Annotated in this window: 13 protein-coding genes; all 13 read right to left on the minus strand. The window is 38.2% G+C overall.

Features of this window, described 5'->3' with window-relative positions; translation table 11 throughout:
• Positions 1-248 precede the first annotated feature (248 nt).
• On the minus strand, positions 249-1,748 hold the full coding sequence (gene lysS / locus BM211_RS18810) for a lysine--tRNA ligase (RefSeq protein ID WP_035433558.1): 1,500 nt from the start codon (positions 1,746-1,748) through the stop codon (positions 249-251).
• Between the two features lie 165 nt (positions 1,749-1,913).
• The gene (gene dusB, locus BM211_RS18815; RefSeq protein WP_035433560.1) at positions 1,914-2,912 is read right to left on the minus strand and encodes a tRNA dihydrouridine synthase DusB; all 999 of its coding nucleotides are present in this window, start codon (positions 2,910-2,912) and stop codon (positions 1,914-1,916) included.
• Between the two features lie 23 nt (positions 2,913-2,935).
• Positions 2,936-3,139, minus strand: a complete 204-nt coding sequence (locus BM211_RS18820; RefSeq protein WP_035433561.1) for a helix-turn-helix domain-containing protein — start codon at positions 3,137-3,139, stop codon at positions 2,936-2,938.
• Positions 3,091-3,606, minus strand: coding sequence for a 2-amino-4-hydroxy-6-hydroxymethyldihydropteridine diphosphokinase (gene folK / locus BM211_RS18825; protein WP_035433563.1), 516 nt, complete (start codon positions 3,604-3,606; stop codon positions 3,091-3,093). Before folK ends, BM211_RS18820 begins: the two co-directional genes overlap by 49 nt.
• Positions 3,603-3,965, minus strand: coding sequence for a dihydroneopterin aldolase (gene folB, locus BM211_RS18830; protein WP_020062127.1), 363 nt, complete (start codon positions 3,963-3,965; stop codon positions 3,603-3,605). Before folB ends, folK begins: the two co-directional genes overlap by 4 nt.
• 5 nt (positions 3,966-3,970) lie before the next feature.
• Positions 3,971-4,786 carry a dihydropteroate synthase gene (gene folP / locus BM211_RS18835; protein WP_090998974.1) on the minus strand — a complete coding sequence of 272 codons (816 nt, stop codon included), beginning with the start codon at positions 4,784-4,786 and terminating at the stop codon, positions 3,971-3,973.
• Complete coding sequence (gene pabC / locus BM211_RS18840) at positions 4,779-5,651, minus strand: aminodeoxychorismate lyase (RefSeq protein WP_090998976.1); 873 nt, start codon at positions 5,649-5,651, stop codon at positions 4,779-4,781. The genes folP and pabC overlap by 8 nt, the downstream gene beginning before the upstream one ends.
• Positions 5,645-6,232 carry an aminodeoxychorismate/anthranilate synthase component II gene (gene pabA / locus BM211_RS18845; protein ID WP_035433566.1) on the minus strand — a complete coding sequence of 196 codons (588 nt, stop codon included), beginning with the start codon at positions 6,230-6,232 and terminating at the stop codon, positions 5,645-5,647. The genes pabC and pabA overlap by 7 nt, the downstream gene beginning before the upstream one ends.
• Before the next feature lie 5 nt (positions 6,233-6,237).
• Positions 6,238-7,635 (minus strand): anthranilate synthase component I, encoded by a 1,398-nt coding sequence (gene trpE, locus BM211_RS18850; RefSeq protein ID WP_035433567.1) that lies wholly within the window; start codon positions 7,633-7,635, stop codon positions 6,238-6,240.
• A 190-nt stretch (positions 7,636-7,825) separates the two neighbouring features.
• The gene (gene cysK / locus BM211_RS18855) at positions 7,826-8,749 is read right to left on the minus strand and encodes a cysteine synthase A (protein ID WP_035433568.1); all 924 of its coding nucleotides are present in this window, start codon (positions 8,747-8,749) and stop codon (positions 7,826-7,828) included.
• Positions 8,750-8,865: 116 nt separating this feature from the next.
• Complete coding sequence (gene hslO, locus BM211_RS18860; protein ID WP_035433629.1) at positions 8,866-9,741, minus strand: Hsp33 family molecular chaperone HslO; 876 nt, start codon at positions 9,739-9,741, stop codon at positions 8,866-8,868.
• A gap of 6 nt (positions 9,742-9,747) precedes the next feature.
• A complete protein-coding gene (locus tag BM211_RS18865; RefSeq protein ID WP_035433570.1) occupies positions 9,748-10,536 on the minus strand; it encodes a type III pantothenate kinase in 789 nt (262 codons plus the stop codon).
• Positions 10,537-10,742: 206 nt separating this feature from the next.
• On the minus strand, positions 10,743-12,662 hold the full coding sequence (gene ftsH, locus BM211_RS18870) for an ATP-dependent zinc metalloprotease FtsH (RefSeq protein WP_035433571.1): 1,920 nt from the start codon (positions 12,660-12,662) through the stop codon (positions 10,743-10,745).
• Between the last annotated feature and the right edge of the window lie 8 nt (positions 12,663-12,670).

Genomic DNA, 12,670 nt, shown 5'->3' on the forward strand with positions numbered 1-12,670 from the left:
ACGTTTCACGTTGTTTGTTTCGTTCAGTTTTCAAAGAACTCGTCTGCCGCTCAAAGCGACTTTAACAATATAACATTTCGTTATTTCTCTGTCAACAACTTTTTTCATTTCCAAGTTGTTAACTTCGCTGCCGTTCGTGACAACGAATATAAATATACCAGTTCATAAATTAAAATGCAATAGTTTTTTTATATTTTTTTCACCTTATAAAACAATATAAAAAAAAGCTTTGGAGAAAACTCCAAAGCTTAGTTTTGTTTATGTCTCATTGCAGGGAATAGTAATACGTCACGAATAGACGGTGCATTTGTTAATAACATAACTAGACGGTCAATACCGATTCCTAATCCACCTGTAGGGGGCATACCATACTCAAGTGCTTCAATATAATCATCATCCATCATGTGCGCTTCATCATTACCTTGTTCACGCTCTTTTAACTGCGCTTCGAAACGTTCTTTTTGATCAATTGGGTCATTTAATTCTGTAAATGCATTCGCATGTTCACGAGCGACAATAAATAACTCAAAACGATCTGTAAAGCGTGGATCTTCTTCATTCTTTTTCGCAAGAGGAGAAATTTCCACTGGGTGACCATAAATGAATGTAGGTTGAATTAAATGTTCTTCTACTTTTTGCTCGAAGAACTCATTAATAATATGACCAACTTCCATTGTATCCTTAATTTCTACGCTGTGCTCTTTCGCTAATGCACGAGCTTCTTCTACACTCATTGGGCTCCAGAAGTCTGCTCCAGAATATTGTTTGATTGCATCTACCATGTGCAGTCTTGTCCACTCTGGCTCTAAATTAATTTCATATTCACCATATGGAATCGTCGTTGTGCCTAAAACTTCTTTTGCGATATGAGCAACCATGTTTTCTGTTAGTTTCATAATATCTTTATAGTCTGCATACGCTTCATATAATTCAATCATCGTAAATTCAGGATTATGACGAGTTGATACACCTTCATTACGGAATACACGACCAATTTCGTATACTTTCTCTAATCCACCCACAATTAGGCGTTTTAAATGTAGTTCAATCGCAATACGCATATAGAATTCCATATCTAACGCATTATGATGCGTAATAAACGGACGTGCAGATGCCCCGCCCGCAATTGCATGCAACATCGGTGTTTCTACTTCTAAATAGCCATTATTATCTAAGTATCTTCTCATCTCACGAATGATTTTACTACGAGTTACAAACGTTTCACGACTTTCCATGCTCGTAATTAAATCTAGGTAACGTTGACGGTAACGTTGTTCAACGTCTTTTAATCCATGATATTTATCAGGAAGTGGGCGAAGAGACTTTGTTAGTAAAGTAAAACCAGTTGCTTTAACCGAAAGTTCTCCAACTTTTGTTTTAAATACTTTCCCTTCTATTCCTACTAAGTCACCTAAATCAGCTGTATTAAATAGTTCATACTGCTCATCACCAACTGTATCTTTACGAACATAAATTTGAACTTGTCCATGTAGATCTTGAATATGCGCAAAGCCCGCTTTCCCTTTACCGCGTTTTGTCATAATACGACCAGCGATTGAAACAGAGATTTCTTTCTCTTCTAACTCTTCTTTAGAAAGCTCTCCATACACGCTTAGCAATTCTTTCGTTGAATGTGTACGTTCAAAACGTTTACCAAATGGATCGATTCCTTGTTCACGTAAGTTATGTAGCTTCTCGCGACGAACGAGCAATTGGTCATTTAATTCTTCGTGGTTCATGTTATCCATGGTATTGATATCACTCCAGCTCTATTAAAATTTACAATATATATAGTATATCATTTTCTATCCAACTAGAAAAACTGCCAGCAACACGCTGGCAGTTCTTATTTCTTAGACGTAATTATAGGTAGTAAAAACCGGAATGTCAAACGCCCATTTTATCACTTACCATTATCCAACTTGAATAGATTCTTGTTTCGCTTCTACTTCTTCTACAAATACCGTCAATAAAGATGCAAGATCGGCGCGTGTATTACAACTATTAATTTCATTACGCACTCTAGCGTTACCACGAACACTTTTTAAGTACCACGCTGCATGTTTGCGCATTTCTCGAACTGCGATGTCTTCATTTTTCAAATCAATGAGACGATCTAGATGCAACATACATACGTCAATTTTTTCGCGCACAGATGGCTCCGGCATTAATTCGCCAGTCTCTAAATACTTCACTGTACGGTAAATCATCCACGGATTACCAAGTGCTGCACGCCCAATCATTACACCATCCACGCCAATTTCATCAAGCATACGTTTAGCATCTTGCGGCGTTTCTACATCACCATTTCCGATAACAGGAATATTAACAGCTTGTTTTACTTGCTTAATAATATTCCAATCTGCTTTTCCTTCATACATTTGAACACGAGTACGACCGTGAACAGCAACTGCTTGACCGCCCGCACGTTCAACTGCTTGAGCATTTTCAATCGCAAAAATGTGATCTTCATCCCAACCGATACGCATCTTTACCGTAACTGGCTTCTCAACCGCATCTACAACTGCAGCTACCATTTCGTACACTTTATTCGGGTCAAGCAACCATTTTGCACCCGCATCACATTTTGTGATTTTTGGCACCGGACATCCCATATTAATATCGATAATATCCGCTGTTGTATTTTTATCTACATATTTTGCTGCTTCTACAAGCGTTTCTTTTTCCCCACCGAAAATTTGTAGACTTAATGGTTTTTCTCTTTCATCAATATATAGCATATCTAACGTTTTTTGATTGTTAAATAAAATTGCTTTATCACTTACCATTTCCGCACATACTAATCCTGCACCAAATTCTTTTACCGTTAAACGGAATGCGGAGTTACACACTCCTGCCATCGGCGCTAGTACAACCGGATTTTTCATTTCAATGTTTGCAATCTTTAACACCCGATTGCCTCCCTTCATTATGCCTACTTCGGCATTAACTCCTCTATTGAAACTTTTAACGTTTTTGCAACCTCTACAACAAAATCTTGAGACGGAACTCGATTCCCTCTCTCAACTTCACCTAAAACCGATACAGATACCCCTAATTCTTTCGCAAATCCTTCTTGTGTATAGCCTTTTAATTTACGAAAAGCGCGAATGCGCCTTCCCCATTTCTCTGCTTCCATACCGTTACTCCCTCTCGCCTTTTCATTTCTTCTACTTGTGAACGTGAAATGTCTTGGTTAATTTCTTGATTAATCTCCATCAACGGAACGATAACAAAAGCTCTTTCAAACATCCTTGGATGCGGAACAACAAGATTCTCTGCTTCAATATTTTCGTGATTATAGAGCAAAATGTCAAGGTCAATGGTACGCGGCCCCCACTTGAATTTCCTTTTTCTTCCTAGCTCATCTTCCACTTTTTGCGTCACTATCAATAACTCTTGAGGTAATAAATTGGTAGAAATTTTTATAACTAAGTTTAAAAACTGTTCTTGTTCTGTATATCCAACTGGATCTGTTTCATAAACAGACGATACATCCTCAACCTCAATAGCCGGATGCGCCTGCAACAACTCTATCGCTTGTGATAAATACGTATAGCGATCACCCATATTCGAACCTAAAGCAATATAAACTACACTATTCATGAACGCCCTCTCTCAATCTCCACTGCCACCGCACGGTAATGTCCTGGAATTGGTGGATCGGGTTTAATAACTTTTACAATACAATTCATAATACAATCGTAACGTTCTAATATGTCCGCCGCAATATTTTCCGCAATACTTTCCACAAGTTTATACGTTTTCTCCTCTACCACACATCTACACAACTCGTATAACTCTCCATAATTTACGGAATGCTCTAAGTTATCACTCATTCCAGCTCGCTTTAAATCTAACTCTACAGTTAAATCTACTTTAAAACGTTGCCCTAATTTATTTTCTTCAGGAAACACACCATGGTAACCATAAAACTCCATATCATGAACAAAAATTTTATCCAAACCTTTTACCCCCTTAACATAGCGTCCATCATCTTCGCCATGCGGGACATCTCTTTCACATCATGAACGCGTACAATTTCACAGCCCTTTTGAATACCAAGACAAACAGTTGCACCAGTTCCTTCTAAACGCTCTTCTACAGGTAAATCTAACGCATGACCAATAAATGATTTTCGAGAAGTTCCAAGAAGAAGCGGATACCCTAGCACTTTCAATTGTTCTAGATTTCGCATTACTTCTAAATTTTGCTCAAATGTTTTTGCAAATCCTATACCTGGATCTAAAATAATATTCTCATCACGTACACCTGCACGTTTTGCAATTGTAATACTCTCATACAAATCAGCAATCAGATCCGCCATCAAATTTCGGTAATTTGTATTCTCGCGGTTATGCATAAGAATAATCGGTACATTGTAATCCGCCGCTACTTTTGCAATTTCTGGCTCTGCTTTTGCTCCCCAAACATCGTTAATAATATGGGCACCAGCTTCAATAGCTTGTTTAGCAACCTCCGCTTTGTACGTATCAATCGATATAGGAACATTCACTGCTTGCGATACAGCTTGAATAATTGGTACAACACGTTGCAACTCTTCTTCCTCTGAGACTTTAGCAAAACCAGGGCGAGTAGACTCTCCGCCAATATCAATAATATGAGCACCGTTCATTACCATCTCTTTCGCATGACGAACCGCTGCTTCCACCTCATTATAATTGCCACCATCGGAGAAAGAATCCGGTGTAGCATTCAAAATCCCCATAATGAATGTCTTTTCATTTAAGTTCAATGTATATTCACCGCACTGCATATTAGACATCTCCTTTTAACAATTCATTTCTGCTCCAAAGCTTTTCACGATACGTTTCATATACACATAAAAGCTTATTCGTGACCAATCCTTCCTTACCTGGAAAATGCACTTCTCCAATGCACCAAATCGGAACAATTTCCTGAATGGAATTCGTAACAAATACTTCATCAGCTGCAAGTAACTCTTCTTGTAAAAATAATCCTTCTCTTACCTTGAGCCCTAATAGTTCAGCAGCTGCTAATATAAAAGCACGCGTAATCCCATTTAAAATTCCAGTCTGTAGTGACGGTGTATACAATATGTCATTTTTCACAAAAAAGAGGTTCGAAACAATCCCTTCCGCAACATACCCTTCTTTTGTAAGAAAAATCCCTTCTTTCGAAGTTGTATTCCCAATCTCACGTTTCCCCAATATATTATTTAAATAATGATGTGACTTTAAACGAAACTCTCCTTCTGGCGTATTGCGCGTTTGTCTTAAAACGACTCCTTCTTTTTCTACTACATCACTAGGAGCCGATAAAGGTTTTACAAAAACAATAACAGAAGGCTCTTCATACATATCTGTTTGCAAACCAATCTCCCCGCTACCTGCAGACACGTTAAAGCGAACATACGCATTTTGCAAATGATTTCTTACCATCAACTCTTTTAAAATGCTCTTTACATCTTCTTTTGTCATTTCCCATGCAATATGTAATGACGAAAGAGCAGTCATAAGCCGCTCATAATGATCATCTAGCAAGAAAGGGTGCCCATTATAAATACGGAACGTTTCAAATACACCAAGACCATATAAATATCCATGGTCATAAGGGGAAATTTTCGCTTTACTCGCCTCTACAAATGAACCGTTCACATAAATTAACATACAGAAGTACTCCGGCTGTAATGACGGATGAAGTTTTGCAGTAATTCCTTACCATGAGAAGTCATAATAGATTCTGGATGGAATTGCACACCTTCAATTGGTAATGTTTTATGACGAATCGCCATAATTTCCCCTTCCTCTGTCCAAGATGTTACTTCTAAACACTCTGGTAATGTTTCTTTTTTTACAATTAAGGAATGGTAACGCGTTGCTGTAAATGGATTTGGAATATCAGCAAAGATTGTTTTCTCATCATGATGCATGAAAGATGTTTTCCCATGCATTAAACGCTCCGCACGAACAACATCCCCTCCAAATACTTGAGCGATTGATTGTTGCCCTAAACAAACGCCAAAAATCGGAATTTCCCCTGCAAAATGGCGAATCGCATCCATACTAATCCCCGCTTCATTCGGACTACACGGCCCAGGAGAAATCATTAAGAAATCAGGCTGCATTTGTTCAATATCTTCAATTGTAATTTCATCGTTACGTTTGACGATAAGTTCTTGTCCTAGCTCTCCGAGAAACTGCACTAAATTAAACGTAAAGGAATCATAATTATCAATCATTAATATCATTTCTCTCACCTAACCGTTTCTTCGCTACTTTCTTTCGCACGCCATAATGCTATTGCTTTCTTTAACGACTCTTTATACTCATTTTTCGGATTAGAATCAATAACAATTCCCGCTCCTGCCTGTACATATGCTTGTCCATCTTTCGCAAGTAACGTACGAATGACAATATTTAATTCCATATCCCCTGAATAGCTAATCCAACCGATTGAACCTGTATAAATACCACGACGAACCGGTTCTAGCTCTTCAATAATTTCCATCGTCCGAATTTTCGGCGCCCCGGTAATCGTCCCACCAGGAAATACAGCCTCCACACCATCAAAGGCATCTTTCCCTTGCTGTAATTCCCCACGTACATTTGAAACAATGTGCATAACGTGGGAATATTTTTCAATTACCATAAATTCATCCACTTCTACTGTTCCATACTCACAAACACGCCCTAAATCATTTCTCTCTAAATCAACAAGCATAACGTGTTCTGCACGCTCTTTCTCATTTTCGATTAACTCTTTTGCAAGCATTTGATCTTCTTGTTCATCTTTTCCGCGAGAACGCGTACCTGCAATCGGACGTGTGCTTACTTCACTACCTTGCTTTTTAATTAATAACTCTGGTGAAGCACTTACAATTTGAAAATCTCCAAGTTCTAAATAACCCATGTACGGGGAAGGATTAATTTCACGAAGCTTCGTATAAATTTCTAGCGGATGCGTTTGCAATGTTTTTTCTTGTCTTGTAGACAAGTTCACTTGAAATACATCTCCGGCTCTAATATAATCCTGAATCCGCCGAGCCGCTTCAACAAACCCTGTTTCTGTAAAAGAAACTGCTTCTTTATTTGTTTCAGGTCGAATAAACTTCATTGTCACTTCTGGCACATCTTGTAACCAAAGATCTTTTAATTCATTTAAGCGCTTATTCGCTTGCTTCTCATCATTTGTATAATGCGTAATAATCCATAACATTTGTTCTTTTTGATCATAAACAAATACATCATCAAACAATAAGAAAAATATATCTGGTACATTTACATCATCTTCTGCAAGAGAAGGCATTTTCTCAATATAGCGGATACAGTCATAACTGAAATAACCAATTGCGCCACCTTGAAACGGCGGATACGCATCATTATGTTCTGTTTTCCATTGCTCCATATACTGCTGCATTAGGTGCAATGGATTCCCCTTTTCTATTGTCCCCTCTCCATTTTCCCATATATGTAGTGTTTCATTTTTCCCACGAACAATCGCTACAGGATCAAGTCCAACAATACTATAACGCCCCCCGCGACCACTTTCTAAAATGATATGATGAGGTTTGTTTTGCGAAAGGAACTTATATTGTTTAAAAAAGTCTAACTGATACGGAACTGAAATAGCTAAAGATTTTCTTCGCTGCATATAAACACCTCGTCTTATTTTATCCTGTTCTAATAATCGGTTAAAAATATTGAACCGTCCGCAAAAAACCAATTTAGTTCAACTAATACTTATTTTACATGAAGTTTTCTAGTCGTTCACTCTTTTCCTATTCTCAAACGAAAAAAGAAAAAGCATCCCTTTTTTGAGGAATGCTTTCCATATATGAACCTTATGATTCAAATTGATATAGTGGTGTACTTAAATAGCGCTCTCCATTACTTGGAATGATGACAAGTACTTTCTTACCTTTTCCAAGTTTTTTTGCAACTTCTATTGCTGCATAAATAGCTGCTCCAGATGATATACCAACTAAAATACCTTCTTCGCGTGCTACTCTTCTTGCATATTCAAATGCTTGCTCTGCTTTTACCTGAATAATCTCATCATATACATCTGTGTCTAACGTTCCAGGAACAAATCCAGCACCGATACCTTGAATTTTATGAGGACCCGGTTTTCCGCCTGATAATACCGGAGAATCAGAAGGCTCTACAGCATATATTTTGATATCCTTATACTTCTCTTTTAATACTTCACCAGCACCCGTAATTGTTCCGCCTGTACCAACACCTGAAATGAATGCATCTAATTGATCACCCATCTGCTCAACAATTTCCGGACCCGTAGTTAAACGATGAATTTCTGGATTTGCTTCATTTTGGAACTGCTGAGGCATAAAGTATCCATGTTCTTTCGATAACTCTGTTGCCTTACGAATTGCTCCGCCCATCCCTTCTGATCCTGGCGTTAACACTAATTCCGCTCCATAAGCACGCAATAAATTACGACGTTCAATACTCATTGTTTCCGGCATAACCAAAATCGCTTTATACCCTTTTGCCGCCGCAACCATCGCTAAACCAATTCCTGTGTTTCCACTTGTCGGCTCAATAATCGTATCGCCTTCTTTTAATAATCCTTGTTTCTCAGCAACTTCAATCATCGCTAAACCAATACGATCTTTCACACTGCTCCCAGGGTTCATAAACTCTAATTTCAAATAAATATCTGCACTATCCTCTTCTGCAATGCGGTTTAATTTAACAACTGGCGTTTTTCCGATTAATTCTGAAATTGATTGTGCCACTCGCATCTCCGTCACTCCTAACACCGAGTATTTTCATTGGATTTATATACATTCTGTCAAAAAGAAGGTTATTTGTCAATCTATTTAAATGATTCCAAATAGACAAATAACCTTTTTCTTGCTTACAAGCTGTTTATTAATTTTGTTATATCTTCTTTAGAAAATTTATATCGTTCATTACAAAAATGACAATGTACTTCAGTCTCTTCTTCTTCATCACGTACTTGCGTTAGTTCGTTTCTCCCTAAGCTTATTAATACGCCTTCAATACGTTCACGAGAACATGTACAATTAAATCGTACATCCATTGTCTCTAAAATTTTTATATTTTCCTTTCCTAACAACTCATGTAGTAGCTCTTCAGGAGTTAGACCTTGTTCAATAAGCTTAGAAACAGGCGGGATTTTTTGCAAACGCTCTTCAAGAATCGAAATTGTTTCTTCTTGCGCATCAGGCATGATTTGTAAAATAAATCCACCCGCTGCTGAAATACTATCATCACCATTAACAAGCACTCCAACACCAACAGAGGAAGGTGTTTGCTCAGAAATAGCAAAATAATACGTGAAATCTTCTCCTAACTCACCTGAAACAAGTGGAACTTGGCCAATAAATGGCTCACGCATACCAATATCTTTAATAATTGTTAAAAATCCTTCCGTCCCTACAGCTTGATATACGCGTAGCTTTCCCTGTTCCGTTGCTTCAAAATCAACATGCGGATTCGTTACATAACCACGTACATCCCCATTCGCATGTGCATCTACTAAAATCGGACCAATAGGGCCATTACCCTCTACCTTAATCGTAAGTTTCTGATCCCCTTTAAGCATTGCCCCCATCATTGTACCCGCCGTTAATGAACGACCTAGCGCCGCCGAAGCAGTCCTCCATGTATCATGACGTCTTTGCGCTTCGCTCACCGTATTTGTTGTACGTACACTATAAGCACGAACTTCTCCGTTAAACGCTAGCGCTTTTATTAAATAATCTTTCATTTTCATTTATTCACCTTTCTCATGTTGTAGATTGGCATTACGTTCATATAACATATATAAACCTTTAAGCGTCAAAAATGGATCGACAATATCGATAACATCCGATTCCTCGGCAATTAATTTCGCTAATCCCCCTGTTGCAATAACAGTTGGCTCTTGTTTAGCTTCTTCTTTCATTCGCTTTACAATACCTTCTACTTGTCCAACATAGCCATATAAAATACCGGCTTGCATTGCACTTACTGTATTCTTTCCAACGATACTACTTGGTCTTGTAATTTCAATACGCGGAAGTTTTGCTGCTCTACTATATAACGCTTCTGCAGAAATCATAATCCCAGGTGTAATTACCCCACCCATATAATGCTTATTCTCGTTAATATAACAATATGTAGTTGCCGTCCCAAAGTCGACAATAATAAGAGGACTTCCGTATAGCTGAATACCAGCTACTGCATTTACAATACGATCAGCTCCCACTTCACGTGGGTTCTCATATTTAATATTTAAACCTGTCTTAATTCCAGGTCCAACTACAAGAGGTTTAATTTTAAAGTACTTCTCACACATACGCTCTAAAGCAAACATAATAGGCGGTACAACTGACGAAATAATAATTCCTTTTATGTCATGAAAAGTAATTCCTTCATGCTCAAGTAATTGCTTTACGAGCATTCCATATTCATCTTCCGTTTTATGACGATCTGTTTCCATACGCCAATGCTGACGAAGTTTCCCATTTTCAAACACACCAAGTACTGCATTTGTATTCCCTACATCCAATACAAAAATCATATTCTCACCACTTATCTTATTTAATGTATATTTGTGCAATATGTACAGAATTTATCCCGCTGCTAGAAGTTTCACTTTATAACCTCATCATATCATATTTATACACATGTTCAGCTTGCCTATCCTCATCATTTTACAAAAATCCATTTCCTTTTTTCAATGTTTAAGCCCAGTTATATCGCAAAGAAAAAAAGGAGCGACAATTGTCACTCCTTTGGCTCTTCTTTATCTTTTGGCGCTTCATCTTCTTTTTTCATTGTGATGTTTACTTTCACATCACCTTCAGAAGATGTTTTACGCTCTGGTAATGTACCATGATCACATAAATGATTGATTTGCTCTGCATCTAACGTTTCCACTTCAAGTAACGTTTTTGCGATAAGATCAAGTTTATCACGGTTTTCAGTAAGAAGTTGTTTTGCACGAGCATAACATTCTTTCATAATGCTTTGCATTTCCATATCAATTTCATGTGCAATTGCATCACTATAGTTTTGCTCAGAATGGAAGTCTCTTCCTAAGAACACTTGACCGCCTTGTGAGCTACCGAATTGCATTGGTCCAAGCTTATCACTCATACCAAACTCAGTTACCATGCGTCTAGCTATTCCAGTCGCACGTTGGAAGTCATTATGAGCTCCTGTACTTACTTCTCCAAATACAATTTCTTCAGCCACTCGTCCACCAAGTAGACCTGTAATTTTATCAAGCAATTCTGGCTTTGTCATGAAGTAACGATCTTCTTTTGGAAGCATTACTGCATATCCACCAGCTTGACCACGCGGTACAATCGTTACTTTATGAACGATATCCGCTTCATCGAGCACTACCCCAATTACAGTATGTCCTGCCTCATGGAATGCAACGATATTACGTTCTTTTTCAGAGATAACACGACTTTTCTTAGCTGGACCTGCAATAACGCGATCCGTTGCTTCATCAATATCACTCATATCGATCTTCTTCTTATCTTGTCTCGCCGCTACAAGAGCTGCTTCATTTAATAAGTTTTCAAGATCAGCACCAGAGAACCCTGGTGTACGCGTTGCAATAGCGCGTAAATTAATATTTTCATCTAATGGTTTATTGCGTGCGTGCACTTTAAGTACTGCCTCACGACCATTTACATCCGGACGATCCACTGTAATTTGACGGTCAAAGCGTCCTGGACGTAATAACGCTGGGTCAAGAATATCAGGGCGGTTTGTTGCAGCAATGATAATAATACCTTCATTTGCTCCGAAACCATCCATTTCTACAAGTAATTGGTTTAATGTTTGCTCACGCTCATCGTGGCCACCACCAAGACCTGCCCCACGCTGACGACCTACCGCATCAATTTCATCGATGAAAATGATACAAGGTGCGTTTTTCTTTGCATTTTCAAATAAGTCACGTACACGAGAAGCACCGACACCGACGAACATCTCTACGAAGTCAGAACCACTAATAGAGAAGAATGGAACGCCAGCTTCACCTGCAACAGCACGTGCAAGTAACGTTTTACCTGTCCCTGGAGGTCCAACTAATAAAACACCCTTCGGAATACGAGCACCAACCTCCGCAAACTTACGAGGGTCTTTTAAGAACTCTACAACCTCAACAAGTTCTTGTTTTTCTTCATCCGCTCCAGCTACATCTCTAAAACGAACCTTTTTCTTATCATCATTGTATAACTTCGCTTTACTTTTACCGAAGTTCATCACACGGCTACCGCCGCCTTGTGCTTGGTTAAGCAAGAAGAAGAATAGAATGAAGATAATTACAAAAGGAATGATGGAAGTGAAGAATGTTACCCAAGCACTCGTTTCTTCTGCTGGTTGATATTTCACTTCTGTGCCTTGTGCCTTGTCATTAATTTTCTTTTGTAATTCTTCAGTGTTAGGCGCATAAGTTACAAACTGTTTTTCCTGACTATCAGTACTTAGTTGTCCTTTTACCTCAAATACACCATTTTTCGGTTGAAGTTGTACATTACGAACCTCACCCTTTTCAAGTTTAGCAATGAATTTATCGTAGCTAATTGGCGTTGTTTTTTGCGTTGAACCATTAAAATAGCTCACAATACCAATTACCACTAAAAATATAAGTAAATAAAAGATGGTATTACGGAAGATCCGATTCATCCCTAACC

The sequence above is a fragment of the Bacillus sp. 491mf genome (assembly GCF_900112415.1).
Classification (GTDB): domain Bacteria; phylum Bacillota; class Bacilli; order Bacillales; family Bacillaceae_G; genus Bacillus_A.

Coding starts and splice junctions, on each gene's coding strand:
- lysS (WP_035433558.1), bottom strand. CDS start 1,748: ATGGATAACATGAACCACGAAGAATTAAATGACCAATTGCTCGTTCGT.
- folK (WP_035433563.1), bottom strand. CDS start 3,606: ATGAATAGTGTAGTTTATATTGCTTTAGGTTCGAATATGGGTGATCGC.
- cysK (WP_035433568.1), bottom strand. CDS start 8,749: ATGCGAGTGGCACAATCAATTTCAGAATTAATCGGAAAAACGCCAGTT.
- ftsH (WP_035433571.1), bottom strand. CDS start 12,662: ATGAATCGGATCTTCCGTAATACCATCTTTTATTTACTTATATTTTTA.
- hslO (WP_035433629.1), bottom strand. CDS start 9,741: ATGAAAGATTATTTAATAAAAGCGCTAGCGTTTAACGGAGAAGTTCGT.
- folP (WP_090998974.1), bottom strand. CDS start 4,786: ATGTCTAATATGCAGTGCGGTGAATATACATTGAACTTAAATGAAAAG.
- BM211_RS18820 (WP_035433561.1), bottom strand. CDS start 3,139: ATGGAAGCAGAGAAATGGGGAAGGCGCATTCGCGCTTTTCGTAAATTA.
- pabC (WP_090998976.1), bottom strand. CDS start 5,651: ATGTTAATTTATGTGAACGGTTCATTTGTAGAGGCGAGTAAAGCGAAA.
- trpE (WP_035433567.1), bottom strand. CDS start 7,635: ATGCAGCGAAGAAAATCTTTAGCTATTTCAGTTCCGTATCAGTTAGAC.
- pabA (WP_035433566.1), bottom strand. CDS start 6,232: ATGATATTAATGATTGATAATTATGATTCCTTTACGTTTAATTTAGTG.
- BM211_RS18865 (WP_035433570.1), bottom strand. CDS start 10,536: ATGATTTTTGTATTGGATGTAGGGAATACAAATGCAGTACTTGGTGTG.